The sequence below is a fragment of the Pulveribacter suum genome (assembly GCF_003013695.1).
GTDB classification, from domain to species: domain Bacteria; phylum Pseudomonadota; class Gammaproteobacteria; order Burkholderiales; family Burkholderiaceae_C; genus Melaminivora; species Melaminivora suum.
The window spans coordinates 3,041,227-3,066,157 of record NZ_CP027792.1 but is presented as its reverse complement, the minus strand read 5'-3'; the positions used below and the strand labels follow the sequence as shown (position 1 = coordinate 3,066,157).

Sequence of the window (24,931 nt, the reverse complement as noted above, 5' to 3'; positions counted from 1 at the left end):
CGGGCTAGAATGGCCGGCTCCCATGGCCGCCGTCTCCTTCCAGTCCGTCTCCAAGATCTTTTCCACGCCCAAGGGCCCCTTCCAGGCGCTGGACGGGGTGAGCCTGGACATCCAGGAAGGCGAGTTTTTCGGCCTGCTGGGCCCCAATGGGGCCGGCAAGACCACGCTCATCAGTATCCTGGCCGGCCTGGCGCGCGCCTCCGGCGGCAGCGTCTCGGTGCTGGGGCACGACGTGCAGTCGCAGTTTGCCGCCGCCCGCCGCCAGCTGGGCGTGGTGCCGCAAGAGCTCGTCTTCGACCCCTTCTTCAACGTGCGCGAGACGCTGCGCCTGCAGTCGGGCTACTTCGGCGTGAAGAACAACGACGCCTGGATCGACGAGCTGCTGGACAACCTGGGGCTGGCCGACAAGGCCACGGCCAACATGCGCCAGCTGTCGGGCGGCATGAAGCGGCGCGTGCTGGTGGCCCAGGCGCTGGTGCACAAGCCGCCCATCATCGTGCTGGACGAGCCCACGGCCGGCGTGGACGTGGAGCTGCGCCAGACCCTGTGGCAGTTCGTCGCGCGCCTGAACCGCGAGGGCCACACGGTGCTGCTGACCACCCACTACCTGGAGGAGGCCGAGGCGCTGTGCACGCGCCTGGCCATGCTCAAGCGCGGGCGCGTGGTGGCGCTGGCGCGCACGTCCGAGCTGCTGCAGGCGGCCTCCACCAACGTGCTGCGCTTCAAGACCGACGACGCGCTGCCGCCCCAGCTGGCGGCGCTGGCGCGCGTGACCGGCCGCGTGGCCCAGCTGCCCGCGCAGGACGCGCAGGAGATCGAGCGCCACCTGAGCGCGCTGCGCGCCGCCGGCGTGCGCGTGGAGGACGTGGAGATCCGCAAGGCCGACCTGGAGGACGTCTTTCTGAACGTGATGGCCGAGGCCCAGCAGGAGCGGCGCGCATGACCGGCTGGCAGACGCTCTTCTACAAGGAAGTGCTGCGCTTTTGGAAGGTGGGCTTTCAGACCGTCGCCGCGCCGGTGCTCACCTCGCTGCTGTACCTGCTGATCTTCGGCCACGTGCTGGAGGGGCGGGTGCTGGTCTATGACCGCCTGTCCTACACGGCCTTCCTGGTGCCCGGCCTGGTGATGATGGGCATGCTGCAAAACGCCTTTGCCAACAGCTCGTCCAGCCTGATCCAGAGCAAGATCATGGGCAGCCTGGTGTTCATCCTGCTCACCCCCCTGTCGCACCGCGCCTGGTTTGCCGCCTACGTGGGCGCCTCGGTGCTGCGCGGACTGATGGTGGGCGTGGGCGTGTTCATCGCCACGCTGTTCTTTGCCGCGCCGCAGTTCGCCGCGCCCTGGTGGATCGCGGTCTTCGCGCTGCTGGGCACGGCGCTTTTGGCCACGCTGGGGGTGATTGCCGGGCTGTGGGCCGACAAGTTCGACCAGATGGCGGCGTTCCAGAACTTCCTCATCATGCCCATGACGTTCCTGTCGGGCGTGTTCTATTCCATCCAGTCGCTGCCACCGTTTTGGCAGGCCGTGAGCCACCTGAACCCCTTCTTCTACATGATCGACGGCTTTCGCTACGGCTTCTTCGGCGTGAGCGACGTCTCGCCCTGGACCAGCTTTGCCATCGTCGCCCTGGCCTGGGCGGCGGTCAGCCTGCTGGCGCTGCGCCTGCTGCGCAGCGGCTACAAGATCAGGAACTGATTTCTCCCTTTTTCTCTGGATGCACCGATGACTGCCAACGAACTCAAGGACCTCATCCGCGCCGGCCTGGCCTGCGAGCACATCGAACTGGACGGCGACGGCCGCCACTGGTTTGCCACCATCGTCTCGCCCGAGTTCGAGGGCAAGCGCCCGATCCAACGCCACCAGCGCGTCTATGCCACCCTGGGCGGGCGCATGCAGACGGATGAGGTGCACGCGCTGTCCATGAAGACCTTCACCCCCGCCGAGTGGGCCCAGGCGCAGCAGGGCGAGGCCTGAGCCCCGCCCTTTGCAAACTACCATTTTGATAGCTGCTGGCGCTTGCCTGGCAAGCGTCAGAGGCCATTTCGGCTCCCAATGACCCAGCAGATCACACTGGCCCTGTCCAAGGGCCGCATCTTCGAGGAAACCCTGCCGCTGCTGGAGGCCGCCGGCATCCAGGTGCTGGAGGACCCGGAGAAGTCGCGCAAGCTCATCCTGGCCACCAACCGCCCCGAGGTGCGCGTGGTGCTGGTGCGCGCCACCGACGTGCCCACCTACGTGCAGTACGGCGGCGCCGACATCGGCGTGGCCGGCAAGGATTCCCTCATCGAGCACGGCGGCCAGGGGCTGTTTCGACCGCTGGACCTGCAAATCGCCAAGTGCCGCGTCAGCGTGGCCGTGCGCGCCGACTTCGACTACGCCGCCGCCGTGCGCCAGGGCGCGCGCCTGCGCGTGGCCACCAAGTACACATCGATCGCCCGCGACTTCTTCTCGGCCAAGGGCGTGCACGTGGACCTGATCAAGCTGTACGGCAGCATGGAGCTGGCCCCGCTCACCGGCCTGGCCGACGCCATCGTGGACCTGGTCTCCACCGGCAACACCCTCAAGGCCAACCACCTGGTCGAGGTCGAGCAGATCATGGACATCAGCTCGCACCTGGTGGTCAACCAGGCGGCGCTCAAGCTCAACCAGGCACCGCTCAAACGCATCATCGACGCCTTCGCAGGCGCCATTCCACGGGGCTGAAAGCCCGGCCTTATCACTATGAAATTCGTAGCTGCTCCCGCGCACCTGTCAACGGTTTCAAGCACTTTTGAGGCTGATTTTGCCGCCCGCCTGCACTGGTCGGCCGAGCAGGACGCGGCCATCGAGCAGCGCGTGCAGGACATCCTGGCCGATGTGCGCGCGCGCGGCGACGGGGCGCTGCTGGAGTACACCCAGCGCTTTGACGGCCTGCACGCCGACGGCATGCAGCGGCTGACCCTGCAGCCGGATGAGCTGCGCGCCGCCTATCGCAGCCTGCCGCCCGAGCAGCAGCAGGCATTGAGCACCGCCGCCGAGCGCGTGCGCCACTACCACGAGGCGCAAAAGCGCGCCAGCGGCGAAAGCTGGAGTTACCGCGACGAGGACGGCACGCTGCTGGGCCAGAAGGTGACGCCGCTGGACCGCGTCGGCATCTACGTGCCCGGCGGCAAGGCGGCGTATCCCAGCAGCGTGCTGATGAACGCTATTCCCGCCCAGGTGGCCGGCGTGGCCGAGATCATCATGGTCGTGCCCACGCCCCAGGGCGCCAAGAACCCGCTGGTGCTGGCCGCCGCCCATGTGGCCGGCGTCACGCGCGCCTACACCGTTGGCGGCGCGCAGGCCATCGGCGCGCTGGCCTACGGCACCGAGACCATCCCCAAGGTGGACAAGATCACCGGCCCCGGCAACGCCTACGTGGCCAGCGCCAAGCGCCGCGTGTTCGGCACCGTGGGCATTGACATGATCGCCGGGCCCAGCGAGATCCTGGTGCTGGCCGACGGCAGCACGCCGCCGGACTGGGTGGCCATGGACCTGTTCAGCCAGGCCGAGCACGACGAGCTGGCGCAGTCCATCCTGCTGTGCCCCGACGCCGAGTACATCGCCGCCGTGCAGCGCGAGATCGACCGCCTGCTGCCCGACATGCCCCGCGCGGCCATCATCGCCAAGAGCCTGACAGACCGCGGCGCGCTGATCCACACGCGCAGCATGCAAGAGGCCTGCGACATCAGCAACCGCATCGCGCCCGAGCACCTGGAGGTCTCCAGCCGCGACCCGCACCGCTGGGAGCCGCTGCTCAAGCACGCTGGCGCCATCTTCCTGGGCGCCTATACCTCGGAGAGCCTGGGCGACTACTGCGCCGGCCCCAACCACGTGCTGCCCACCAGCGGCACGGCGCGCTTTTCGTCGCCGCTGGGCGTGTACGACTTCCAAAAGCGCAGCAGCCTGATCGAGGTGAGCGAGCAGGGCGCGCAGACGCTGGGGCGCATCGCCAGCGTGTTGGCGCATGGCGAAGGCCTGCAGGCGCACGCCCGGGCGGCGGAGATGCGGCTGAAGTGATCAGCTGAGGCTGCCCACCGCGCCGGGTGCGCCTGCGAGCATCTGGGCCAGCGCTGCCAAGGCCGGCGCGCACGGGCCGGCGTGCTTCAGCGTGAAGTCGCCATCGGCGCGCGTCGCCCCCAGGTTGATGGCCGCCACGGGCAGGCCTTGCGCCCGCGCCGCGCGCACGAAGCGCAGGCCCGAATACACCATCAGCGAACTGCCCACGACCAGCAGTAGCTGGCTCTGCATGAGCCCCTGCAAGGCAGCGTCCACGCGGGGGCGTGGCACGTTCTCACCGTAGAACACCACATCCGGTTTAAGGATGCCGCCGCAACGCGGGCAGGGCGGCACCTGGAAGGTCGAAAAATCCACCCCGTGCAGGTCGGCGTCGCCATCGGGCGCGGCCGGGGCATGGCGGTGCCGCCAACTGCCGTTGGCCTGCAGCAGCGCGCCCTGGTAGCTGCTGCGCGGGCTCAGGGCCCGGCAGCCCATGCACACCACCTGGTCCAGCCGCCCGTGCAGATCCACCACCATGCGGCTGCCCGCCTGCTGGTGCAGGCCGTCCACGTTCTGGGTGATGAGCTGGTGAACATGGCCTGCCTGCTCCAGCCGCGCCAGCGCCTCGTGCGCGGCATTCGGCCGGGCCTGGCGGAACACTGGCCAGCCGATCAGGCTGCGCGCCCAGTAGCGCTGGCGTGTCGCCGCCGAGCCCATGAAATCCTGGAACTGCACGGGGGCAGGGCGCTTCCAGGCGCCAGCGGCGTCGCGGTAGTCGGGAATGCCGCTGTCGGTACTGATGCCGGCGCCGGTCAGCACCGTCCAGCGCGGGTGGGCGACCAGCAGCTCGGCAAGTTGGGCGGCGCAGTGCGTGGTGGTGGACGAGGGCTGCATGGTGGGAGGCATTGTGTGCGTCGTCGGCCACGCTCTTGTTAACACTAATTTCGTGCAACACGAAGTTCGTGTACCATTTGGCCCGTGAAAAACGTCACCATCACCGTGGACGATCCCGTGCTCGAATGGGCGCGCATCGAGGCGGCGCGGCGCGGCAGCAGCGTGTCGCGCATGGTGGGTGACTTTCTGGGCGAGATGCAGCGGCGCGAGGATGCCTACGAGCGTGCCTACCTGGCCTGGCGCACGGACGAGCGCAGCTGGCGCTCCCGACGCCAGGGCGCCGCGCTGCCTGCCGTCTGCGGCTTCGGCCGTACCCGCGTCGAAGGGGAGGCGGCGGGCGACGCCCTGCTGGAGCGCACGCTGGCCCAGCCCGTGTTTGTCGATACCGCCGTGCTGCTGGCGGCCGAGGACGGCTGCGACGCGCCCCTGCACGACCAGGTGCGCACGGCGCTGGACCTGCTCTGGCGCGAGCGCGCCGGCCGCATCAGCAGCCTGGTGCTGGCCGAGTTCTACGAGACCGCCACCTGCCGCGCCACGCCGCCCATGCCCCTGGGTGATGCGCGCGCCGCCATCCGGCGCTACAACGCCTGGACGCCCTGGCAGGTGGATGCCGCCACGCTGGAGACCGCCTGGGCCGTCGAGGCGCGCCACCAGCTGGCCTGGGGCGACTGCCTGTCCGTGGCCGCCGCGCAGCACAGCGGCTGCGCCAGCCTGCTGTCGCTGAGCCTGCCGCACGGCGGGCTGTTCGGCGGTGTCGAGGTGCTGCACCCGCAGCGCTGCGTGTTCACGCAGCCTGCCTGATCGGCGCCTGCGCAAGACGAAAAACCTGAGCCCGGTGGATAAAAGACGATGACTGCTTCTGACCTGTCCCCTCTGGCGCGCATCCGCGACGACGTGCGCGCCATGCATGCCTACCCCGTGGCCGACGCCACCGGCTACCTGAAGATGGATGCGATGGAAAACCCCTTCGGCCTGCCGCCCGCGCTGCAGGCCGCGCTGGGGCAGCGGCTGGGGGCGCTGGCGCTGAACCGCTACCCCGGCACGCGCCAGAGCGACCTGAAGGCCGCGCTGGCTGGCTATGCCGGCGCGCCCGAGGGCAGCGCCGTCATCCTGGGCAATGGTTCGGACGAACTCATCAGCCTGGTGCAGCTGGCCTGCGCCCGCCAGGGCGGCGGGGTGCCCGCCACGGTGCTGGCGCCGGTGCCCGGCTTCGTGATGTACGCGATGTGCGCGCAGCAGCATGGGCTGCAGTACGTGGGCGTGGAGCTGGACGGCGAGTTCCAGCTGCGCGAGCAGGCCATGCTGGACGCGATCGCCACGCACCGCCCGGCCATCACCTTCCTGGCCTACCCGAACAACCCCACGGCCACGCTGTGGGACGAGGCGGTGGTGCAGCGCATCGTCGATGCCGCAGGCGCGCAGGGCGGCATCGTGGTCATGGACGAGGCCTACCAGCCCTTTGCCAGCCGCTCGTGGATCACGCACCTGCGCGATGAGCCCGCGCGCAACCAGCATGTGCTCTTGATGCGCACCCTGTCCAAGTTCGGCCTGGCCGGCGTGCGCCTGGGCTATCTGGTCGGCCCGGCCGCGCTGGTAAACGAGATCGACAAGCTGCGCCCGCCCTACAACGTGAGCGTGCTCAACTGCGAGGCGGCGCTGTTTGCCCTGGAGCATGAGGCCGTGTTTGCGCAGCAGGCAGCCGAGCTGTGCACGCAGCGCGACGCGCTCATCGCGCACCTGCGCGCCATGCCCGGCATCGACAAGGTCTGGGACAGCCAGGCCAACATGGTGCTGGTGCGCGTGCCCGACGCCGCCCGCACTTTCGAGGCCATGCGCGCGCGCAAGGTCCTCGTCAAGAACGTTTCTACAATGCACCCGCTGCTGGCCGGCTGCCTGCGCCTCACGGTGGGCAGCAGCCAGGACAACGCCCAGATGCTGGCAGCGCTTGAGGCCTCGATATGACTTCTTCCGCACTCGTTCCCTCCACCGCCCCCGAGCACGCCGCCGAGCGCACCGCCGAGGTGTCGCGCAGCACCGCCGAGACCCGCATCCGCGTGCGCGTCAACCTGGACGGCACCGGCCAGGCCCGCCTGGGCACCGGCATCGGCTTTTTCGACCACATGCTCGAGCAGATCGCCCGCCACGGCCTGATCGACATGGAGGTGGACTGCGACGGCGACCTGCACATCGACGGCCACCATACGGTGGAGGACGTGGGCATCACCCTGGGCCAGGCGTTTGCCCGCGCCGTGGGCGACAAGAAGGGTATCCGCCGCTACGGCCACGCCTACGTGCCGCTGGACGAGGCGCTGTCGCGCGTGGTCATCGATTTTTCCGGCCGCCCTGGCCTGCACCTGCACATCCCGTTCACGGCGGCCAGCATCGGCGGCTTCGACACCCAGCTGACGTACGAGTTCTTCCAGGGCTTTGCCAACCACGCGCAGGTCACGCTGCACATCGACAACCTCAAGGGCATCAACGCCCACCACCAGTGCGAGACGGTGTTCAAGGCATTTGCCCGTGCGCTGCGCGACGCCCTGACGCGCGACCCGCGGGCGGCCGGCATCATCCCGTCCACCAAGGGCGCGCTCTAGGATTTTGGGTCAAATAGGCCTCCAGCGCTTGCCCAGCTTGCGCCAGCAGCTATGAAAAAAGAAGCAAACACCGTCGCCGTGGTCGATTACGGCATGGGCAACCTGCGCTCGGTGGCGCAGGCCGTGCAGGCCGCGGCGCATGGTACGGACTGCGCTGTGCTCATCACCTCGCAGCCCGAGCAGGTGGCCGCCGCCGACCGCCTGGTGCTGCCCGGCCAGGGCGCCATGCCCGACTGCATGGCCGAGCTGGCCGCCAGCGGCCTGATGCAGGCGCTGCGGGAGGCGGCGACCACCAAACCGCTGTTCGGCGTGTGCGTAGGCATGCAGATGCTGCTGGAGCGCAGCGCCGAGGGCGACACGCCCGGCCTGGGCCTGATCCCCGGCGAGGTGGTGAGATTCGATCTGGCCGGCCGCACCCAGCCGGACGGCAGCCGCTACAAGGTGCCGCAGATGGGCTGGAACCGCGTGCGCCAGGCGCGCGCTGGCGGCCCTGCGCACCCGCTGTGGACGGGCGTGCCGGACGATAGCTATTTCTACTTCGTGCACAGCTTCTACGCCCGCCCCGCCGAGGCCGCGCACGTGGCCGGCGAGGCCGACTATGGCGGCCCGTTCGCCGCCGCCATCGCGCGCGATAATATTTTTGCCACGCAGTTCCACCCGGAAAAGAGCGCCGGGCATGGCCTGCAGCTGTATCGCAATTTCCTGTCCTGGAAACCCTGATTCTTCGCCCTGATCCCGCGTTTTCCCCTTCCCACCGGCCCGGCCGGCTGACCCTGCGACTACGACGACGACCATGCTGCTCATTCCCGCCATCGACCTCAAGGACGGCCATTGCGTACGCCTCAAGCAAGGTGACATGGACCAATCCACCACCTTCGGCGAAGACCCGGCCGCCATGGCCCGCAAGTGGGCGGATGCCGGCGCGCGCCGCCTGCACCTGGTGGACCTGAACGGCGCCTTTGCCGGCCAGCCCAGGAACAAGGCGGCCATCAAGTCCATCCTGGCCGAGGTGGGCGACGACATCCCCGTGCAGCTGGGCGGCGGCATCCGCGACCTGGACACCATCGAGCGCTACATCGACGCCGGCCTGGCCTACGTCATCATCGGCACGGCCGCGGTCAAGAACCCGGGCTTTCTGAAGGACGCCTGCACCGCCTTCGGCGGCCACATCATCGTGGGGCTGGACGCCAAGGACGGCAAGGTCGCCACCGACGGCTGGAGCAAGCTCACCGGCCACGAGGTGGTGGACCTGGCCAGGAAGTTCCAGGACTGGGGCGTGGAGTCCATCATCTACACCGACATCGGCCGCGACGGCATGCTCTCGGGCATCAACATCGAGGCCACCGTGCGCCTGGCCCAGGCGCTCACCATTCCCGTGATCGCCTCCGGCGGCCTGGCCGGCATGCACGACATCGAGCAGCTGTGCGCCGTCGAGCGCGAGGGCGTGCAGGGCGTGATCTGCGGGCGCGCCATTTACTCGGGCGACCTGGACTTCGCTGCCGCCCAGGCCCGCGCCGACGAGCTGGCGGCCTGACGGCCCCGGCGCAGCCGGCCTCACGGCCGGCTTTCCTCCCACCTTTACGGAGCTGCCTGCCCATGCTGGCCAAACGCATCATCCCCTGCCTGGACGTGACCGGCGGCCGGGTCGTCAAGGGCGTCAACTTCGTCGAACTGCGCGACGCCGGCGACCCGGTGGAGATCGCCGCGCGCTACAACGAGCAGGGCGCCGACGAGCTCACCTTCCTGGACATCACCGCCACCAGCGACGGGCGCGACCTGATCCTGCCCATCATCGAGGCCGTGGCCAGCCAGGTCTTCATCCCGCTCACGGTGGGCGGCGGCGTGCGCACCGTGGCTGACGTGCGCCGGCTGCTCAACGCCGGGGCGGACAAGGTCAGCTTCAACTCGGCCGCCATTAGCGACCCGGATGTGATCGAGGCCGCGTCCGCCAAATACGGCGCGCAGTGCATCGTGGTGGCCATCGACGCCAAGCGCCGCCAGGGCCCGGACGTGGCCGCGCGCGGCGAGGGCTGGGACGTGTACAGCCACGGCGGGCGCAAGAACACCGGGCTGGACGCCGTGCAATGGGCTACCGAGATGGCCCGCCGCGGCGCCGGCGAGATCCTGCTGACCAGCATGGACCGCGACGGCACCAAGAGCGGCTTTGACCTGCAGCTGACGCGCGCCGTGAGCGACGCCGTGGGCGTGCCCGTCATTGCCTCGGGCGGCGTGGGCAACCTGGAGCACCTGGCCGACGGCGTGAGCATCGGCGGCGCCGACGCGGTGCTGGCCGCCAGCATCTTCCATTACGGCGAATTCACCGTGCGCCAGGCCAAGGAGCACATGCGCGGGCGCGGCATTGCCGTGCGGCTGTGAGTGAAATTTTTGTCAAATCGGCCCCCAGCCCTTGCTGTTCAAGCGCTGGCAGCTATCTTTTTCATAGTTCCATAGACCTTATCCCATGACCGCTGAAGCCGCCATCCCCTGGCTCGACCAGATCCGCTGGGACGCGCGCGGCCTGGTGCCCGCCATCGCCCAGGAGGCCGCCAGCGGCGACGTGCTGATGCTGGCCTGGATGGACCGCGAGGCGCTGCAAAAGACCGCCGAGCTGGGCCGCGCCGTCTATTTCAGCCGATCGCGCGGCAGGCTGTGGTTCAAGGGCGAGGAGTCGGGCCACGTGCAGACGGTGCACGAGATCCGCCTGGACTGCGATGCCGACGTGGTGCTGCTGCGCGTGACGCAACAAGGGCACGAGCCGGCAATCGCCTGCCACACCGGGCGGCACAGCTGTTTCTTCAGCGTATTGAAGGACGGGCAGTGGCAGGCCGTCGATCCGGTCTTGAAAGATCCGGCCTCCATCTACAACTGAAGCATTCATGAGCAGCACCAGCAACGATTCCCTGGCCCGCCTGGCCGCCATCATCGAACGCCGCAAACCCGCCAACGGCGGCGACGCGCAGGCCAGCTACGTGGCGCGGCTGCTGCACAAGGGGCCGGACGCCTTCCTGAAGAAGATCGGCGAGGAGGCCACCGAAGTGGTCATGGCCGCCAAGGACGTGCAGCACGGCGCGGCGCCGGCCGCGCTGGTCTATGAGGTGGCCGACCTGTGGTTTCACAGCATGGTGGCGCTGGCCTACTTCGGTCTGGCACCGGCCGACGTGATCGCCGAGCTGGAGCGCCGCGAAGGCACCAGCGGCATCGAGGAAAAGGCCCTGCGCAAGGCACATGCGCGCGAGCAGGAAGAAGCACCAGGAGAAAGCACGCCATGAACGACCGCCGCGACATCATCGACGTCGAACCCAACCAGCGCGCCGACTCGCTCAAGGCGATTGGCTGGGTCAGCTACGTGCTGCACCTGATCGTCGCCCTGGGCGCCGTGCTGCCGGGCACCCAGCCAGGCACCGCGCTGCTGCTGGTGGCATTGATCATCGACCTGGTCAAGAAGAGCGACGCCGAGGGCACCTGGCAGGCCAGCCACTTTTCCTGGCGCATCCGCACGGTGATCTGGGCTGGCGTGCTGTACATCGTGACGGCGCCGCTGTGGTTCCTGTTCGTCTTCCCCGGCTGGATCGCCTGGGGCCTGATCTCGATCTGGTTCCTGTACCGCATCGTGCGCGGCATGGTCGCCATGAACAAAAGCCAGGCCATCCAGGCCTGAACCTCCCATGACACACGACCCCGACTGCCTGTTTTGCAAGATCGTCGCCGGCGAGATCCCGGCCAAGAAGGCCTATGAGGACGAGCACGTCCTGGCCTTCCACGACATCAGCCCCTGGGCGCCCGTGCACCTGCTGCTCGTGCCCCGGCAGCACATCCCTTCCATGGCCTCGGTCACGCCCGAGCATGCAGGCCTGCTGGGCCACATGATGACGCTGGCCCCCCAGCTGGCGGCCGAGCAGGGCTGCAACCCGTACCCGGATGGCGGCTTTCGCCTGGTGATCAACACCGGCGAGGAGGGTGGCCAGGAAATCCACCACCTGCACATGCACATCGTCGGCGGGCCGCGCCCCTGGAAAAAGGGGTAAGGGCAAGGGCCATCGCCGGGCCCAGGCCACCCGGGCGTCTAAAATAGGCGGCATGCGTCGCAAGCGCCTGCCGGTAGCGGCAGACGTGGATTGAAACGTGAGGAGATTTCCATGGGTTCGTTTTCCATCTGGCACTGGCTGGTCGTGCTGCTGATCGTGGTGCTGGTCTTCGGCACCAAGAAACTCAAGAACATGGGCACCGACCTGGGCGGGGCCGTCAAGGGCTTCAAGGACGGCATGCGCGACGGCTCCGCCGAGGCAGACGCCGCCAACGCCAACGCGGCCCATCCGCCCGTGGGCCAGGTGACGGGCGCGCCCGCCACGCCCGAGCGCGAGACCATCGACGTCGAAGCCCGCCGCAAGGGCTGAGCCGGCTTGCCGCCCGAGCGCCCCGCATGATCGACATCGGCCTGTCCAAGATGGCGCTGATCGGCGCCGTTGCACTCATCGTCATCGGCCCCGAGAAGCTGCCGCGCGTGGCCCGCACCGTGGGCACGCTGCTGGGCAAGGCGCAGCGCTACGTGGCCGACGTGAAGGCCGAGGTCAACCGCTCCATGGAGCTCGATGAGCTGCGCAAGATGAAGGACACGGTGGAGAGCGCCGCGCGCGACGTCGAGCAAAGCATCCACACCAGCGCCAGCGACTTCCAAAAGGGCCTGGACGATACCGTGGCCGGCATCAAGGCCGATGGCAGCGGCGACGCGCCCGGCCTGGGGTTTGAATCCGGCAGCACTATCGTCCCTGCCTACAGCCACCCGGGCAAGAACTGGCGCCTCAAGCGCGGCGCTGTGCCGCGCTGGTACAAGGCCCGTGCGGGTGTGCGCACGCACGTGCAGTCCGGCGCGGCGCGGGTGGCACGCTTTCGGCCCCAGAAATTCCATTGACTGCCTGAACTGCCCTGTTGTTCTGACGGCGCCATCCGGCGCGTGCGGCCTGCCTGCGCACACACCGGGCAGCTGCCGCCACGCCTATGTCCCAACCAACGAATTCCGAAGACGAATTGGCCGGCACCGAGCAGCCCTTCGTTGCGCACCTGATGGAGCTGCGCGACCGGCTCATGCGGGCCGTCATCGCCGTGGGCATCGTCGCCGCCGTACTGTTCTTCTGGCCTGGGCCGGGGCAGCTGTACGACCTGCTGGCCGCGCCCCTGGTGGCCCACCTGCCGCAGGGCGCGACCATGATCGCCACCTCGGTCATCTCGCCCTTCATGGTGCCGCTGAAGATCTTGCTGCTGGCGGCCTTTCTGGTGGCGCTGCCAGTGGTGCTGTACCAGGTATGGGCTTTCATCGCACCGGGGCTGTATTCGCATGAAAAGCGCCTGGTGCTGCCGCTGGTCATCTCCAGCACGGTGCTGTTCTTCATGGGGGTGGCGTTTTGCTACTTCTTTGTCTTCGGCCAGGTGTTTTCCTTCATCCAGAGCTTTGCGCCCAAGAGCATCACCGCCGCGCCGGACATTGAGGCGTATCTTGGTTTCGTCATGACCATGTTCCTGGCCTTCGGCCTGGCCTTCGAGGTGCCGATCGCCGTGGTGGTGCTGGCGCGCCTGGAGGTGGTGACGGTGGACAAGCTCAAGAGCTTTCGGGGCTATTTCGTCGTCGCGGCCTTCATCGTCGCCGCCATCGTCACGCCGCCGGACGTGGTCTCGCAGCTGGCCCTGGCCATTCCGATGTGCCTGCTGTACGAACTCGGCATCTGGGCCGCGCGGCTGTTCATCCGCCACACCAAGGCGCCCGAGGACGCACCCGACCAAGCCGCCTGATTCTCTTCTGTTTCAAGCATGAAAAGAGCTGCCAGCGCTTGCTACGCAAGCGCTGGCAGCTCTTTTTTTGATAGCGCTTTCGCTAGCGCCGCCGTTGTTGCTGGCGCGGGCGGGTGCCGGCGGTCACGTCGATCTGCAGCCGCGTGTCGCCGCGCTGCACCGCAAACGGCGAGGCCTCGCCGGGCTTGAGCGCGGCCACGGCGGTGAGCAGTTGCGGCACGTTGCGGATGGCCTTGCCGGCCACGCTCAGGATCACGTCGCCCGGGCGCATGCCGGCCTGTGCGGCCGGGCCGGCCTGCAGCACGCCGGTGATGATCACGCCCTCGGTGGCATGCACGCCGAAGGTCTGCGCCAGCTCGGGCGAGAGCTCGCCCGGCTCCACGCCGATCCAGCCGCGCGTCACCTGGCCGTCGCGCACGATGCCGTCAAGCACCAGCTTGGCGGTGGACACGGGAATGGCAAAGCCGATGCCCATGCTGCCGCCCGAGCGCGAATAGATTGCCGTGTTGATGCCCACCAGGTTGCCGTTCACGTCCACCAGCGCGCCGCCGGAATTGCCGGGGTTGATGGCCGCGTCGGTCTGGATGAAGTTCTCGAACGTGTTGATGCCCAGCTGGCTGCGCCCCAGGGCCGAGACGATGCCGCTGGTCACCGTCTGACCGACGCCGAACGGGTTGCCGATGGCCAGCACCTGGTCGCCCACGGCGGCCTGGTCGGAGTCGCCCAGCACGATGACGGGCAGCTTGTCCAGCTGCACCTTGAGCACCGCCAGGTCGGTCTCCGGGTCGGTGCCGATCACGGTGGCGCTGGCGCGGCGGCTGTCGGTGAGCGTCACCTCGATCTCGTCGGCGCCCTCCACCACGTGGTTGTTGGTGAGGATGTAGCCGTCCGGGCTGATGATCACCCCGCTGCCCAGGCCCACCTGGGCCTGCGTGTCCTGGTCGCCGAAGAAGAACTGGAACCACGGGTCGTTGCTGCGCGGGTGGCGCACGGCCTTGCTGGTGTTGATGCTGACGACTGCCGGTGCTGCCTTGCGCGCCGCGGTGCTGAAGCTGCCCGCGGCCGGCTGGGCGGCGGGCGTGGCCGGCGCCTCGATCAGCGAGATGCCGGCCGGCGTGGTCGTGATGCCGCCGCGCAGCCACGCCGGCTGCAGCGTGGCGACGACGAAATAGGCGGCAACGAGGACCGTCACGGCCTGGGAAAACAGCAACCAGTAGCGCTTCATGGCGAGGCAGGGGAGGGCAGGCAAAGGCCCTGATTGTCGCGCCATTGGGGGCGGGCCCCGGCGCCAGCCCGCGGTCGGCAGGGATGGCGGCACAATCATCGGCCATGAGCATTGACAGAGACGATCTCCTGGCCCGCTTCGACGCGCTGCTGCAGCCCGGGCGCTTCAAGGACTACGGCCCCAACGGCCTGCAGGTGCAGGGCAAGGCCACCATTGGCCGCATCGTCAGCGGCGTCACGGCCAGCCGGGCGTTGATCGACGCGGCCATTCGCGAGCAGGCCGACGCGCTCTTCGTGCACCACGGCCTGTTCTGGCGCGGCATGGACGGGCGCATCAACGGCTGGCTGAAAGAGCGCCTGCAGCGCCTGCTGGCCCACGACATCAACCTGTTCGCCTACCACCTGCCGCTGGACGCGCATCCTGAACTGGGCAACAACGCCCAGCTGGGCGCGCTTCTCGGCTGGCAGGCCGACGCCCATTTTGGCGAGCAGGAGCTGGGCTTTGCGGCGCCCTGCGACATCGCCAGTGCCCAGGCCCTGGCCGCGCAGGTGCAGCAGGCGCTGGGCCGCACGGTGACGCTGGTGGCGCCCGAGGGCGCGCCGCGCCCCGTTCGCCGCGTGGCCTGGTGCACGGGCGGCGCGCAGGGCTTCTTCGAAGGCGCCATCGCCGCCGGGGCCGATGCCTTCCTCACCGGCGAAATCTCCGAGCCCCAGGCCCACCTGGCGCGCGAGACCGGCGTGGCCTTCATCGCTGCCGGCCACCACGCCACTGAACGCTACGGCGCCCCGGCCGTGGCCGGGCACATCGCCGCCGAGCTGGGCCTGGTGCATCAGTTCATCGACATCGACAACCCGGCCTGAGTCTGGCTACTATTGTTTTGATAGCTGCTGGCGCTTACTGGGTGGGCGCTAGAGGCTGATTTGACTAGAGAACTGCCGCCATGCCTTCCATGCTGCCACTGGCCATCACGCAGGGCGACCCTGCCGGTATCGGCCCCGAGATCATCGCCAAGGCGTTCCGCGAGGCGCCCGACGTGCTGCGGGGCTGCTTCGTGGTGGGCGACGCTGCCGCGCTGGCGCGGGCCGCGGCCATCACCAGCCAGCTGGGCCGGCCCGCGCTGGCCGTGCAGCGCCTCGCCCGTCTGCAAGACCTGGCGCAGCTGCCGCCGCAGGCGCTGCCCGTGTGGCAGCTGCCAGGCCTGGGCAGCCCGCCGCCCTTTGGCGCGGTGAGCGCCGAAGCCGGCCGTGCGGCGGCCGATTGCGTGGTCTGGGCGGCGCGCGCGGCACTGGCCGGCGAAGTAGCAGGCCTGGTCACCGCGCCGCTGCACAAGGAGGCGCTGGCCGCCGCCGGCGTGCCTTTTCCGGGCCACACCGAGCTGCTGCAGGCCGAGGCCGCGCGCCACGCCGGCGTGCCCCTGGCGCAGATGCCGGTGCGCATGATGCTGGCCAGCGACGAGCTGCGCACGGTGCTGGTCAGCATCCACGTGGCGCTGCGCGAGGCCATTGCCGCCGTCACCGCGCACGGCGTTCTGCAGACACTGCGCATCACCCATGCCGCGCTCGGCCGCAGTCTGGGCCGCACGCCGCGCATCGGCGTGGCCGGGCTGAACCCGCACGCGGGCGAGGGAGGGCTGTTCGGGCGCGAGGAGATCGAGGCAATAGCCCCGGCCATCGCCGCCGCCCGCGCAGAGGGCATCGACGCGCACGGGCCCTATGCGCCCGACACGGTCTTCATGCGCGCGCGCCACACCGCCGCCCGGCCGGGCGAATTCGACGTGGTGCTGGCCATGTACCACGACCAGGGGCTGATCCCGGTGAAATACCTGGGCGTGGACAAAGGCGTGAACGTGACGCTGGGCCTGCCCCTGGTGCGCACCAGCCCCGACCACGGCACGGCCTTCGACATCGCCGGCAGCGGCATGGCCGACCCGGCCAGCCTGATCGAAGCCGTGCGCATGGCCCGCGCCTTGGCGCACGGGTGATGCGCGCATGAAAAAGCCCGCGCTCCTACAGGAGCGCGGGCTTGGAGCGACGTGAATTGGTGCTTGATTCCTCGCTGCACGCGATGGCCCCAGATGCCTGAATCTGGCGCACCCTAAGCCAGTGCAGCCGCGCAAGGGCGCTCCGCCGCGCCGGCTGCGTCCCCTTCTCCATAGCGCGCAGCGCGTACGGAGAAGGGGGAAGGCGCGAAGCGCCTCAAGAGGTTGTTCCCGTCAATTCAGGGGAGGTGTTTTCTTCAAGCTATCGCGAATCTCGCGCAGCAGCTGGATGTCCTCTGGCGGCGCCTCCGGCTCTTCCTTCTTCGCTGCTTCCTGTTGGTGCGGCCACTCGCGCTTGAGGCGGTTGATCTGCTTGACCATCATGAAGATGATGAACGCCAGGATGACGAAGTTCAGGCTGATGGTCAGAAAGTGGCCGTAGGCGAAAACCGGCACCCCGGCCTTGCGCACCGCCTCCAGCGTATGCGGCACGTCCGGCGGCACATGCGCCAGCGCAATGAACAGGTTGGAGAAGTCGAGCTTGCCGAACACCAGGCCCACCACCGGCATGATGAGATCGTTCACCACCGAATCGACGATCTTGCCGAAGGCGCCGCCGATGATCACGCCCACTGCCAGGTCGATGACGTTGCCCTTGACGGCAAATTCCTTGAATTCATGCGCAATGCCCATGTGGCAAACCCTTGTCCTGGATGAAAGACCCGCAGTATTGTCCAGGCCGCTGGGCCCGGGTAGGGGAGGGGAACCTTTTTCGCTCCGCTACAATTTGCAGTTGACCTTTTATAACGATGCATACCGAGGATCCCCATGAGTGATACTCCGATCGACTCCAGCAAACGGACGTGGCTCATCGCGTCCGGCTGCGCGGGCGCGGCAGGCGGCGTGGCAGTCGCCGTTCCATTTGTCAGCACGTTCCAGCCGTCGGAGAAGGCCAAGGCGGCAGGCGCTGCGGTCGAGGTGGATATCTCCCAGCTCAAGCCCGGCGAGAAGATGACCGTGGAGTGGCGCGGCAAGCCGGTGTGGATCATCCGTCGCACGCCCGAGCAGCTTGCCGAGCTGCCCAAGCTGGACGGCCAGCTGGCCGATCCGAAGTCGCAGCGCAATCCGGCCGAGTTCACGCCGTCGTATGCGCAAAACGAGCATCGCTCCATCAAGCCCGAAATCCTGGTGGCCGTGGGCATCTGCCCGCACCTGGGCTGCTCGCCCACCGACAAGTTCGCCACCGGCCCGCAGCCTTCGCTGCCCAACGACTGGCACGGCGGCTTCCTGTGCCCTTGCCACGGCTCGACCTTCGACATGGCCGGCCGCGTGTACAAGAACAAACCTTCGCCCGACAACCTGCCGGTGCCACCGCACATGTACCTGTCGGATACCCGATTGCTCATCGGCGAAGACAAAAAAGCCTGAGGGAGGCACTGAGAGATGGCTGCTTACCGCGAATTCAAGGAGCTTTCGCCCAACGCTTCGGCGGGCGCAAAGACGATGAACTGGCTGGAAAACCGTTTCCCGACGGCTTTCGACGCCTACAAGGTTCACATGTCGGAGTACTACGCTCCGAAGAACTTCAACTTCTGGTACATCTTCGGCTCGCTGGCGCTGCTGGTGCTGGTGATCCAGATCGTCACCGGCATCTTCCTGGTGATGCACTACAAGCCCGACGCCGCCAAGGCCTTCGAGTCGGTCGAGTACATCATGCGCGACGTGCCCTGGGGCTGGCTGATCCGCTACATGCACTCCACGGGCGCCTCGGCGTTCTTCGTGGTCGTGTATCTGCACATGTTCCGGGGGCTTTTGTACGGCAGCTACCGCAAGCCGCGCGAGCTGGTCTGGATCTTCGGCTGCGCCATCTTCCTGGCGTTGATGGCCGAAGCCTTCATGGGCTACCTGCTGCCCTGGGGCCAGATGTCGTACTGGGGTGCCCAGGTGATCGTGAACCTGTTCTCGGCCATCCCCTTCATCGGCCCGGACCTGGCCCTGCTGATTCGCGGCGACTACGTGGTGGGCGACGCAACGCTGAACCGCTTCTTCAGCTTCCACGTCATCGCCGTGCCGCTGGTGCTGCTGGGCCTGGTGGTGGCGCACTTGCTGGCACTGCACGACGTGGGCTCCAACAACCCCGACGGCATCGAGATCAAGGGCCCGGGCAAGCCGGTGGACGACAAGGGCCACCCGCTGGACGGCATCCCCTTCCACCCGTACTACACGGTGCACGACATCTTCGGCGTGGCCATCTTCCTGTTCATCTTCTCGGCCATCATCTTCTTCGCGCCCGAGTTCGGCGGCTACTTCCTGGAGTACAACAATTTCATCCCGGCCGACCCATTGAAGACGCCCGCGCACATCGCTCCGGTGTGGTACTTCACGCCGTTCTACTCGATGCTGCGTGCCATTACCGGCGAGATGATGTATGCGCTGATCGCCTGCGTGGTGCTGGGCGCCGGCTTCGGTGTGCTGAAGGCCCGCCTGCCAGCCATCATGAAGGGCGTCGTGCTGGTGGCTGCCGCCGTCGCCGTTGCCCTGATGCTGGCGATCGACGCCAAGTTCTGGGGCGTGGTCGTCATGGGCGGGGCTGTGGTGATCCTGTTCTTCCTGCCCTGGCTGGACCACAGCCCGGCGCGCTCCATTCGCTACCGCCCTGACTGGCACAAGTGGGTGTATGGCGTGTTCGTGATCAACTTCGTCATCCTGGCCTATCTGGGCGTGCAGCCGCCGTCGCCGATCGGCGAGCGCGTCTCGCAAGTGGGTACGCTGTTTTACTTCGGCTTCTTCCTGCTCATGCCCTGGTGGAGCCGGCTGGGCGCTCCGAAGCCCGTGCCCGAGCGCGTGACCTTTGCCGCCCACTGAGCCGAGCTGGAGAACACCAACATGAAGAAGATCATTTTTGCGCTGCTCACCGCCGTAGGGCTGGTTGCGGGGGCGCATGCCTCCGAAGGCGGCATCGCCTGGGACAAGGCGCCTGTCAACACCAGCGATACCGCCTCGCTGCAAAACGGCGCCAAGCTGTTCGTCAACTACTGCCTGAACTGCCACTCGGCCGCCTTCATGCGCTTCAACCGCCTGAAGGACATCGGCCTGACGGACGAGCAGATCAAGGACAACCTGCTGTTCACCACCGACAAGGTTGGCGACACGATGAAGGCGGCCATCGACCCGCTGCAGGCCAAGGCCTGGTTCGGGGCCAACCCGCCTGACCTGACGGTGATCGCCCGTTCGCGCGCCGGCTCGGGCGGCACGGGTGCCGACTACCTGTACACCTTCCTGCGTACGTTCTACCGCGACGACACCAAGGCCACCGGATGGAACAACCTGGCCTTCCCCAGCGTCGGCATGCCACACGCACTGTGGCAATTGCAGGGTGATCGCCGCCCGGTGTTCGAGGAGCGCACGGCGCACGGCGTGGCCGAGCACATCTTCAAGGGCTGGGAGCAGGTATCCAACGGCACCATGACGCCCCTGCAGTACGACCAGGCCGTGGGTGACCTGGTGAACTATCTGCAGTGGATGGGCGAGCCGGCGCAAAACACGCGAGTGCGTGTGGGCGTCTGGGTGCTGGCTTTCCTGGGCTTGTTTACGCTGATTGCCTGGAGGCTGAACGCTGCCTTCTGGAAAGACGTCAAGTAATTCCCGTTTTTTTCTGGGCCCGGCAGGTGTGCGCGAGCACGCAGCCGGGCTGACTGCCAGAGTGGGCGCCTGAGCGCCCACTCTTTTTGATTTTCAGGAGCCGCTTACCATGATGGTGCTTTACTCGGGCACGACCTGCCCCTTCTCCCATCGCTGCCGTTTCGTTCTGTTCGAAAAGGGCATGGACTTCGAGATCCGGGACGTGGACCTGTACAACAAGCCCGAGGACATCAACGTGATGAACCCCTACGGCCAGGTGCCCATCCTGGTCGAGCGCGATCTCATCCTGTACGAGTCCAACATCATCAATGAGTACATCGACGAGCGTTTCCCGCATCCGCAGCTGATGCCGGGCGACCCGATCGACCGTGCCCGTGTGCGCCTGTTCCTGCTCAACTTCGAAAAGGAACTGTTCGTGCACGTGAACACGCTGGAGTCGCGCGCCACCAAGGGCAACGAGAAGGCGCTGGAGAAGGCGCGCGCCCACATTCGTGACCGTCTCACGCAGTTGGCCCCAGTGTTCCTGAAGAACAAATACATGCTGGGCGAGGGCTTTTCCATGCTGGACGTAGCCATCGCTCCGCTGCTGTGGCGCCTGGACTACTACGGCATCGAGCTGTCCAAGAATGCCGCGCCGCTGCTCAAGTACGCCGAACGCATCTTCTCGCGACCAGCCTACATCGAGGCGCTGACGCCCTCCGAGAAGGTGATGCGCAAGTAACAGACCCTTGCGGGCGCTGCGGCGCCCGCTCTTCCAAGCACGATGATGAATGACGACGCTGGCGCCACCGCCTTGCCCTCCACGCGCCCCTACCTGATCCGCGCCCTGTACGAGTGGTGCACGGACAATGGCTTCACGCCCTACCTGGTGGTGCGAACCAACGAATCGGTCCGCGTGCCGCGCGAGTATGTGAACAACGGCGAGATCGTGCTCAACGTCAGCCACGACGCCACCAGCGCGCTGCAGCTGGGCAATGACTTCATCGAGTTCAAGGCGCGCTTTGGCGGCAAGCAGCACGACATCATTGTGCCGGTGCGCCGTGTCATCGCCATCTATTCGCGCGAAAACGGCCAGGGCATGGCCTTTCCGCTGGAGGAGGACGCCGAGGTGCCACCCGGCCCCTCGCTGGCAGCGGCAGCAGAGCAGCCTGCGCGGCCTTCCGGCGCGCCAACGCTGCAACCGGTGGAGGGTAGCGGCGGCGAGCAGTCTCTGGATGACGCGCCGCGCCCGCCGCACGGTGGCGGGCCGCGTCCGTCCCTCAAGCGCATCAAATAACTCTGCAGCGGCTGCGGCTTCGACCCGCTGCCGGGCGGCTACAATGCGCGCTTCGCCGGTTTAGCTCAGTTGGTAGAGCACCCGCCTTGTAAGCGGTAGGTCGTCAGTTCGAATCCGACAACCGGCACCATCTTCGACATCCCATCGCGCCAGTCTCGGCAGCCATACGGCTCAGCCCTGGACTTTTAGGCGGATGGAGTTCACCTCCCACCCTCGACTGCGCAGATGTGCCTGAAAAGCGGGCAGCAGCTGCCGTGTCTTGGCCGCTGCGGCATTGCTTTTGACCAGCAGGCACCAGCAGTCGCCCTCGATGGGCCCGGCCTGCAGGGCGGGGCGCAGCAACGGCGGCACCAGGGCTTCGATGGCCTTCAGTCGCTGGCTGGATTCCTGCGTGAGCGCGGCCAGTCGCGCCAAGGTGGGCGACTCCTGGCTGGCCTGCTGGACGGTGATGGGGTGGTGGCGACGGTTCATGGCGGGCGGGCATTATCACGGATGCCAGGCGACTGGCATGGCAGGCAGTGGCGAGTACGGGCGCCGAAGCTGCAAAGGTAGAATGTTTCGTTTTGCTGCCTGCTCCGAACCTGGACCTGCAGCCTCTTCTTCCCGGAACACCTTACCTATCCTAGGACACGGGTCGCCCTGGCGCCATCACCCTCAGGCGTGCAGCGCGGTCCTGCTCGCATGGCCACCAACTTCCTCACCAAGATATTCGGCAGCCGCAACGACCGGCTGCTCAAGCAGTACCGCAAGACGGTTGCGCGCATCAATGCCATGGAGCCGGAGTACGAAGGCTTCAGCGACGAGGCACTGCGCGGCAAGACTCAGGAGTTCAAGGATCGCGTCGCCAAGGGCGAAGCCTTGGATGCGTTGCTGCCCGAGGCCTTTGCCGTCGTGCGCGAGGCGTCCAAGCGCGTCATGAAGATGCGCCACTTCGACGTGCAGATGCTGGGCGGCATGGCCCTGCACTACGGCAAGATCGCCGAGATGCGCACGGGCGAGGGCAAAACGCTTACCGCCACGCTGCCGGTGTACCTGAACGCGCTGTCGGGCCAGGGCGTGCACGTTGTCACCGTGAACGACTACCTGGCCAGCCGCGACGCGCAGTGGATGGGGCGGCTGTACAACTTCCTGGGTCTTTCGGTGGGCATCAACCTGCCGCAGATGCCGCGCGAGGAAAAGCAGGCGGCGTACGCCAGCGACATCACCTACGGCACCAACAACGAGTACGGCTTCGACTACCTGCGCGACAACATGGTCTATGACGCGCGTGAGCGCGTGCAGCGCAGGCTGAACTACGCCATCGTGGACGAAGTGGACTCCATCCTGATCGACGAGGCGCGCACGCCCCTCATCATCAGCGGCCAGGCCGACGACCACACCGCGATGTATCTGGCCATCAACAAGATCGTGCCGATGCTCACTCGTCAGGAGGGCGAGGCCGATCCCCGCACCGGCGAGGGCGTGACCAAGCCGGGCGACTTCACGGTGGACGAAAAGACCCACCAGGTCTTCCTGACCGAGCAGGGCCACGAGAACGCCGAACGCATCCTGGCCAACGCTGGCCTGATTGCCGAAGGCGCGACACTGTATGACCCGGCCAACATCGCGCTGGTGCACCACCTGTATGCCGCGCTGCGCGCCCAGCACCTGTACCACCGCGACCAGCATTACGTGGTGCAAAACGGCGAGATCGTCATCGTGGACGAATTCACCGGCCGCCTGATGGCCGGGCGCCGCTGGAGCGAAGGCCTGCACCAGGCGGTGGAAGCCAAGGAGGGCGTGAACATCCAGGCCGAGAACCAGACGCTGGCCTCCATCACCTTCCAGAACTACTTCCGCCTGTATGCCAAGCTGGCGGGCATGACCGGCACGGCCGACACCGAGGCCTATGAGTTCCAGGAAATCTACGGGTTGGAGACCATGGTCATCCCGCCCAACCGGCCCAGCCGCCGCGACGACCAGCTGGACCGCGTGTACAAGACCACGCGCGAGAAGTATGAGGCGGCGATTGCCGACATCCGCGAATGCTACGAGCGCGGCCAGCCGGTGCTGGTGGGCACCAGCTCCATCGAGAACTCGGAAATCATCGACCAACTGCTGACCCAGGCGAACCTGCCGCACCAGGTGCTCAACGCCAAGCAGCACGCCCGTGAGGCCGACATCGTCGCCCAGGCGGGTCGCCCCGGCATGATCACCATCGCCACCAACATGGCGGGCCGCGGCACTGACATCGTGCTGGGCGGCAACGTCGAGAAGGCAGTGACGGCGCTGGAGGAAGACGAATCCCTGAGCCCCGAGCAACGCGCCGCCCGTGCCGAGGAGCTGCGCCGCGAGTGGAAGATAGAGAACGAGAAGGTTTCCGCCCTGGGTGGCTTGCGCATCATCGCCACCGAGCGGCATGAGTCGCGCCGCATCGACAACCAGCTGCGCGGCCGCTCCGGCCGCCAAGGCGATCCGGGTTCTTCGCGCTTCTACCTGAGCCTGGACGATCAGCTGATGCGCATCTTCGCCGGCGACCGCGTCAAGGCCATCATGGACCGGCTGAAGATGCCTGACGGCGAGGCCATCGAGGCCGGCATCGTCACGCGCAGCATCGAGTCGGCCCAGCGCAAAGTCGAAGCCCGCAACTTTGACATCCGCAAGCAGTTGCTGGAGTACGACGACGTTGCCAACGACCAGCGCAAGGTCATCTACCAGCAGCGCAACGAGATCCTTGACGCGCCCCAGCTGGCCACGCTGATCGAGGCCATGCGCGACGACTGCATGGCCGACCTGGTGCGCCAGTTCGTGCCGCCCGAATCGGTGGAAGAGCAGTGGGACCTGCCCGCCCTGGAAAAGGCCCTGGCTGCCGACTGGCAGATCGAGCTGCCGCTGCAAAAGCGCGTCGAGGGCTCGGAGGCCATCACCGACGAGGACATCCTGGAGCTGGTGCAAAAGGCTGCCCGCGAGTCCTTCGAAGCCAAGGTGGGCCAGGTTGGCCAGGAGAACTTCACCCAGTTCGAGCGCATGGTGCTGCTGCAAAGCTTTGACACCAACTGGCGCGACCACCTCTCCGCACTGGACTACCTGCGCCAGGGCATTCACCTGCGCGGCTATGCGCAAAAGCAGCCCAAGCAGGAATACAAGCGCGAAGCCTTTGAGCTGTTCCGCCAGCTGATCGACCAGGTCAAGAACGAAGTCACCCGCGTCATGATGACGGTGCAGGTGCAGTCGCCCAGCCAGCTGGACGAGGCCGCACAGGCCATGGAGCAGCGCGGCGAGGGCAGCATTGCCAACGTCACCTACACCGCCCCGGGCGAGGACGGCAATCCGCAATCCGGGGACGGCGCTGTCCAGGTCGGCGACGATGGCCAGCCGCTGGCGCTGCCGGGTGTGCGCGTCGGCCGCAACGATCCTTGCCCCTGCGGCAGCGGCAAGAAATACAAGCAGTGCCACGGCAAGTTGACCTGACAACCCCCTGAGCCGCTGCGCGGCCTCCCCCTTCTCTCGAATGACTGCGCCATTCGGGAAGGGGGACGGCA

Annotated in this window: 30 protein-coding genes and 1 tRNA gene; 27 read left to right on the top strand and 4 right to left on the bottom strand. The window is 67.3% G+C overall.

Features of this window, described 5'->3' with window-relative positions:
- Nucleotides 1-22 precede the first annotated feature (22 nt).
- From C7H73_RS14075 to hisD, 5 genes are all read left to right on the top strand, one after another.
- The gene (locus C7H73_RS14075; RefSeq protein ID WP_106847225.1) at nucleotides 23-943 is read left to right on the top strand and encodes an ABC transporter ATP-binding protein; all 921 of its coding nucleotides are present in this window, start codon (nucleotides 23-25) and stop codon (nucleotides 941-943) included.
- Nucleotides 940-1,695, top strand: coding sequence for an ABC transporter permease (locus C7H73_RS14070; protein WP_106847224.1), 756 nt, complete (start codon nucleotides 940-942; stop codon nucleotides 1,693-1,695). The genes C7H73_RS14075 and C7H73_RS14070 overlap by 4 nt, the downstream gene beginning before the upstream one ends.
- Nucleotides 1,696-1,722: 27 nt before the next feature.
- Nucleotides 1,723-1,974 (top strand): BolA family protein, encoded by a 252-nt coding sequence (locus tag C7H73_RS14065; RefSeq protein WP_106847223.1) that lies wholly within the window; start codon nucleotides 1,723-1,725, stop codon nucleotides 1,972-1,974.
- Nucleotides 1,975-2,052: 78 nt separating this feature from the next.
- Nucleotides 2,053-2,703 carry an ATP phosphoribosyltransferase gene (gene hisG / locus C7H73_RS14060; RefSeq protein WP_106847222.1) on the top strand — a complete coding sequence of 217 codons (651 nt, stop codon included), beginning with the start codon at nucleotides 2,053-2,055 and terminating at the stop codon, nucleotides 2,701-2,703.
- An 18-nt stretch (nucleotides 2,704-2,721) separates the two neighbouring features.
- The gene (hisD, locus tag C7H73_RS14055) at nucleotides 2,722-4,038 is read left to right on the top strand and encodes a histidinol dehydrogenase (RefSeq protein WP_106847221.1); all 1,317 of its coding nucleotides are present in this window, start codon (nucleotides 2,722-2,724) and stop codon (nucleotides 4,036-4,038) included.
- On the opposite strand, the gene C7H73_RS14050 is transcribed toward hisD, so the two are convergent.
- A complete protein-coding gene (locus C7H73_RS14050; protein ID WP_193483926.1) occupies nucleotides 4,039-4,911 on the bottom strand; it encodes an NAD-dependent protein deacetylase in 873 nt (290 codons plus the stop codon).
- An 84-nt stretch (nucleotides 4,912-4,995) separates the two neighbouring features.
- Here C7H73_RS14050 and C7H73_RS15920 point away from each other — a divergent pair, with 84 nt between their 5' ends.
- The 13 genes from C7H73_RS15920 to tatC all read left to right on the top strand — a co-directional run bounded on the left by C7H73_RS15920 (nucleotide 4,996) and on the right by tatC (nucleotide 13,289).
- On the top strand, nucleotides 4,996-5,712 hold the full coding sequence (locus C7H73_RS15920; protein ID WP_106847219.1) for a PIN domain-containing protein: 717 nt from the start codon (nucleotides 4,996-4,998) through the stop codon (nucleotides 5,710-5,712).
- Between the two features lie 48 nt (nucleotides 5,713-5,760).
- Nucleotides 5,761-6,873 carry a pyridoxal phosphate-dependent aminotransferase gene (locus tag C7H73_RS14040; RefSeq protein WP_106847218.1) on the top strand — a complete coding sequence of 371 codons (1,113 nt, stop codon included), beginning with the start codon at nucleotides 5,761-5,763 and terminating at the stop codon, nucleotides 6,871-6,873.
- Complete coding sequence (gene hisB, locus C7H73_RS14035; protein WP_106847217.1) at nucleotides 6,870-7,505, top strand: imidazoleglycerol-phosphate dehydratase HisB; 636 nt, start codon at nucleotides 6,870-6,872, stop codon at nucleotides 7,503-7,505. Before C7H73_RS14040 ends, hisB begins: the two co-directional genes overlap by 4 nt.
- A 51-nt stretch (nucleotides 7,506-7,556) precedes the next feature.
- On the top strand, nucleotides 7,557-8,225 hold the full coding sequence (hisH, locus tag C7H73_RS14030) for an imidazole glycerol phosphate synthase subunit HisH (RefSeq protein ID WP_106847216.1): 669 nt from the start codon (nucleotides 7,557-7,559) through the stop codon (nucleotides 8,223-8,225).
- A gap of 73 nt (nucleotides 8,226-8,298) precedes the next feature.
- Entirely contained in the window at nucleotides 8,299-9,039 is a 741-nt protein-coding gene (gene hisA / locus C7H73_RS14025) for a 1-(5-phosphoribosyl)-5-[(5-phosphoribosylamino)methylideneamino]imidazole-4-carboxamide isomerase (protein WP_106847215.1), read from the top strand.
- 62 nt (nucleotides 9,040-9,101) lie between these two features.
- Nucleotides 9,102-9,881: an imidazole glycerol phosphate synthase subunit HisF gene (hisF, locus tag C7H73_RS14020; protein WP_106847214.1), complete on the top strand. Its 780-nt coding sequence runs from the start codon at nucleotides 9,102-9,104 to the stop codon at nucleotides 9,879-9,881.
- 103 nt (nucleotides 9,882-9,984) lie between these two features.
- On the top strand, nucleotides 9,985-10,374 hold the full coding sequence (hisI, locus tag C7H73_RS14015) for a phosphoribosyl-AMP cyclohydrolase (protein ID WP_106847692.1): 390 nt from the start codon (nucleotides 9,985-9,987) through the stop codon (nucleotides 10,372-10,374).
- 7 nt (nucleotides 10,375-10,381) lie between these two features.
- On the top strand, nucleotides 10,382-10,774 hold the full coding sequence (locus tag C7H73_RS14010; RefSeq protein WP_106847213.1) for a phosphoribosyl-ATP diphosphatase: 393 nt from the start codon (nucleotides 10,382-10,384) through the stop codon (nucleotides 10,772-10,774).
- Nucleotides 10,771-11,163, top strand: a complete 393-nt coding sequence (locus tag C7H73_RS14005) for a DUF4870 family protein (RefSeq protein ID WP_106847212.1) — start codon at nucleotides 10,771-10,773, stop codon at nucleotides 11,161-11,163. Before C7H73_RS14010 ends, C7H73_RS14005 begins: the two co-directional genes overlap by 4 nt.
- Before the next feature lie 7 nt (nucleotides 11,164-11,170).
- Nucleotides 11,171-11,530 (top strand): histidine triad nucleotide-binding protein, encoded by a 360-nt coding sequence (locus C7H73_RS14000; RefSeq protein ID WP_106847211.1) that lies wholly within the window; start codon nucleotides 11,171-11,173, stop codon nucleotides 11,528-11,530.
- A gap of 111 nt (nucleotides 11,531-11,641) precedes the next feature.
- Entirely contained in the window at nucleotides 11,642-11,899 is a 258-nt protein-coding gene (gene tatA / locus C7H73_RS13995; protein ID WP_106847210.1) for a Sec-independent protein translocase subunit TatA, read from the top strand.
- 26 nt (nucleotides 11,900-11,925) lie between these two features.
- Nucleotides 11,926-12,414: a Sec-independent protein translocase protein TatB gene (tatB, locus tag C7H73_RS13990; RefSeq protein ID WP_106847209.1), complete on the top strand. Its 489-nt coding sequence runs from the start codon at nucleotides 11,926-11,928 to the stop codon at nucleotides 12,412-12,414.
- 86 nt (nucleotides 12,415-12,500) lie between these two features.
- Nucleotides 12,501-13,289, top strand: a complete 789-nt coding sequence (tatC, locus tag C7H73_RS13985; RefSeq protein WP_106847208.1) for a twin-arginine translocase subunit TatC — start codon at nucleotides 12,501-12,503, stop codon at nucleotides 13,287-13,289.
- Nucleotides 13,290-13,371: 82 nt separating this feature from the next.
- Here the strand turns inward: tatC and C7H73_RS13980 are convergent, their stop codons facing one another.
- On the bottom strand, nucleotides 13,372-14,514 hold the full coding sequence (locus C7H73_RS13980) for a Do family serine endopeptidase (protein ID WP_106847207.1): 1,143 nt from the start codon (nucleotides 14,512-14,514) through the stop codon (nucleotides 13,372-13,374).
- Between the two features lie 104 nt (nucleotides 14,515-14,618).
- On the opposite strand from C7H73_RS13980, the gene C7H73_RS13975 reads away from it, so the two are divergent.
- Both C7H73_RS13975 and pdxA read left to right on the top strand, forming a co-directional pair.
- Nucleotides 14,619-15,374, top strand: a complete 756-nt coding sequence (locus C7H73_RS13975; protein ID WP_106847206.1) for a Nif3-like dinuclear metal center hexameric protein — start codon at nucleotides 14,619-14,621, stop codon at nucleotides 15,372-15,374.
- A gap of 89 nt (nucleotides 15,375-15,463) precedes the next feature.
- The gene (gene pdxA, locus C7H73_RS13970; protein ID WP_405124794.1) at nucleotides 15,464-16,495 is read left to right on the top strand and encodes a 4-hydroxythreonine-4-phosphate dehydrogenase PdxA; all 1,032 of its coding nucleotides are present in this window, start codon (nucleotides 15,464-15,466) and stop codon (nucleotides 16,493-16,495) included.
- 231 nt (nucleotides 16,496-16,726) lie between these two features.
- Here the strand turns inward: pdxA and mscL are convergent, their stop codons facing one another.
- The gene (gene mscL / locus C7H73_RS13965; protein ID WP_106847204.1) at nucleotides 16,727-17,185 is read right to left on the bottom strand and encodes a large conductance mechanosensitive channel protein MscL; all 459 of its coding nucleotides are present in this window, start codon (nucleotides 17,183-17,185) and stop codon (nucleotides 16,727-16,729) included.
- A gap of 135 nt (nucleotides 17,186-17,320) precedes the next feature.
- Here mscL and petA point away from each other — a divergent pair, with 135 nt between their 5' ends.
- From petA to C7H73_RS13935, 6 genes are all read left to right on the top strand, one after another.
- The gene (gene petA / locus C7H73_RS13960) at nucleotides 17,321-17,920 is read left to right on the top strand and encodes a ubiquinol-cytochrome c reductase iron-sulfur subunit (RefSeq protein WP_106847203.1); all 600 of its coding nucleotides are present in this window, start codon (nucleotides 17,321-17,323) and stop codon (nucleotides 17,918-17,920) included.
- Nucleotides 17,921-17,935: 15 nt separating this feature from the next.
- Nucleotides 17,936-19,357, top strand: a complete 1,422-nt coding sequence (locus C7H73_RS13955) for a cytochrome b (protein WP_106847202.1) — start codon at nucleotides 17,936-17,938, stop codon at nucleotides 19,355-19,357.
- Between the two features lie 21 nt (nucleotides 19,358-19,378).
- Complete coding sequence (locus tag C7H73_RS13950; RefSeq protein ID WP_106847201.1) at nucleotides 19,379-20,134, top strand: cytochrome c1; 756 nt, start codon at nucleotides 19,379-19,381, stop codon at nucleotides 20,132-20,134.
- A 109-nt stretch (nucleotides 20,135-20,243) separates the two neighbouring features.
- Nucleotides 20,244-20,855, top strand: coding sequence for a glutathione S-transferase N-terminal domain-containing protein (locus C7H73_RS13945; protein ID WP_106847200.1), 612 nt, complete (start codon nucleotides 20,244-20,246; stop codon nucleotides 20,853-20,855).
- 42 nt (nucleotides 20,856-20,897) lie between these two features.
- Nucleotides 20,898-21,410 (top strand): ClpXP protease specificity-enhancing factor, encoded by a 513-nt coding sequence (locus C7H73_RS13940; RefSeq protein ID WP_405124767.1) that lies wholly within the window; start codon nucleotides 20,898-20,900, stop codon nucleotides 21,408-21,410.
- A gap of 54 nt (nucleotides 21,411-21,464) precedes the next feature.
- A tRNA-Thr gene (locus tag C7H73_RS13935) sits at nucleotides 21,465-21,540 on the top strand.
- A gap of 41 nt (nucleotides 21,541-21,581) precedes the next feature.
- On the opposite strand, the gene C7H73_RS13930 is transcribed toward C7H73_RS13935, so the two are convergent.
- Complete coding sequence (locus C7H73_RS13930; protein WP_106847199.1) at nucleotides 21,582-21,881, bottom strand: hypothetical protein; 300 nt, start codon at nucleotides 21,879-21,881, stop codon at nucleotides 21,582-21,584.
- A gap of 210 nt (nucleotides 21,882-22,091) precedes the next feature.
- Between C7H73_RS13930 and secA the strand changes: the two genes are divergently transcribed.
- Nucleotides 22,092-24,860, top strand: a complete 2,769-nt coding sequence (secA, locus tag C7H73_RS13925; protein WP_106847198.1) for a preprotein translocase subunit SecA — start codon at nucleotides 22,092-22,094, stop codon at nucleotides 24,858-24,860.
- The last annotated feature ends 71 nt before the right edge of the window (nucleotides 24,861-24,931 follow it).

Coding starts and splice junctions, on each gene's coding strand:
- C7H73_RS14075 (WP_106847225.1), top strand. CDS start 23: ATGGCCGCCGTCTCCTTCCAGTCCGTCTCCAAGATCTTTTCCACGCCC.
- C7H73_RS14070 (WP_106847224.1), top strand. CDS start 940: ATGACCGGCTGGCAGACGCTCTTCTACAAGGAAGTGCTGCGCTTTTGG.
- C7H73_RS14065 (WP_106847223.1), top strand. CDS start 1,723: ATGACTGCCAACGAACTCAAGGACCTCATCCGCGCCGGCCTGGCCTGC.
- hisG (WP_106847222.1), top strand. CDS start 2,053: ATGACCCAGCAGATCACACTGGCCCTGTCCAAGGGCCGCATCTTCGAG.
- hisD (WP_106847221.1), top strand. CDS start 2,722: ATGAAATTCGTAGCTGCTCCCGCGCACCTGTCAACGGTTTCAAGCACT.
- C7H73_RS14050 (WP_193483926.1), bottom strand. CDS start 4,911: ATGCAGCCCTCGTCCACCACCACGCACTGCGCCGCCCAACTTGCCGAG.
- C7H73_RS14040 (WP_106847218.1), top strand. CDS start 5,761: ATGACTGCTTCTGACCTGTCCCCTCTGGCGCGCATCCGCGACGACGTG.
- hisB (WP_106847217.1), top strand. CDS start 6,870: ATGACTTCTTCCGCACTCGTTCCCTCCACCGCCCCCGAGCACGCCGCC.
- hisH (WP_106847216.1), top strand. CDS start 7,557: ATGAAAAAAGAAGCAAACACCGTCGCCGTGGTCGATTACGGCATGGGC.
- hisA (WP_106847215.1), top strand. CDS start 8,299: ATGCTGCTCATTCCCGCCATCGACCTCAAGGACGGCCATTGCGTACGC.
- hisF (WP_106847214.1), top strand. CDS start 9,102: ATGCTGGCCAAACGCATCATCCCCTGCCTGGACGTGACCGGCGGCCGG.
- C7H73_RS14010 (WP_106847213.1), top strand. CDS start 10,382: ATGAGCAGCACCAGCAACGATTCCCTGGCCCGCCTGGCCGCCATCATC.
- C7H73_RS14005 (WP_106847212.1), top strand. CDS start 10,771: ATGAACGACCGCCGCGACATCATCGACGTCGAACCCAACCAGCGCGCC.
- C7H73_RS14000 (WP_106847211.1), top strand. CDS start 11,171: ATGACACACGACCCCGACTGCCTGTTTTGCAAGATCGTCGCCGGCGAG.
- tatA (WP_106847210.1), top strand. CDS start 11,642: ATGGGTTCGTTTTCCATCTGGCACTGGCTGGTCGTGCTGCTGATCGTG.
- tatB (WP_106847209.1), top strand. CDS start 11,926: ATGATCGACATCGGCCTGTCCAAGATGGCGCTGATCGGCGCCGTTGCA.
- tatC (WP_106847208.1), top strand. CDS start 12,501: ATGTCCCAACCAACGAATTCCGAAGACGAATTGGCCGGCACCGAGCAG.
- C7H73_RS13980 (WP_106847207.1), bottom strand. CDS start 14,514: ATGAAGCGCTACTGGTTGCTGTTTTCCCAGGCCGTGACGGTCCTCGTT.
- C7H73_RS13975 (WP_106847206.1), top strand. CDS start 14,619: ATGAGCATTGACAGAGACGATCTCCTGGCCCGCTTCGACGCGCTGCTG.
- pdxA (WP_405124794.1), top strand. CDS start 15,464: ATGCTGCCACTGGCCATCACGCAGGGCGACCCTGCCGGTATCGGCCCC.
- mscL (WP_106847204.1), bottom strand. CDS start 17,185: ATGGGCATTGCGCATGAATTCAAGGAATTTGCCGTCAAGGGCAACGTC.
- petA (WP_106847203.1), top strand. CDS start 17,321: ATGAGTGATACTCCGATCGACTCCAGCAAACGGACGTGGCTCATCGCG.
- C7H73_RS13955 (WP_106847202.1), top strand. CDS start 17,936: ATGGCTGCTTACCGCGAATTCAAGGAGCTTTCGCCCAACGCTTCGGCG.
- C7H73_RS13950 (WP_106847201.1), top strand. CDS start 19,379: ATGAAGAAGATCATTTTTGCGCTGCTCACCGCCGTAGGGCTGGTTGCG.
- C7H73_RS13945 (WP_106847200.1), top strand. CDS start 20,244: ATGATGGTGCTTTACTCGGGCACGACCTGCCCCTTCTCCCATCGCTGC.
- C7H73_RS13940 (WP_405124767.1), top strand. CDS start 20,898: ATGATGAATGACGACGCTGGCGCCACCGCCTTGCCCTCCACGCGCCCC.
- C7H73_RS13930 (WP_106847199.1), bottom strand. CDS start 21,881: ATGAACCGTCGCCACCACCCCATCACCGTCCAGCAGGCCAGCCAGGAG.
- secA (WP_106847198.1), top strand. CDS start 22,092: ATGGCCACCAACTTCCTCACCAAGATATTCGGCAGCCGCAACGACCGG.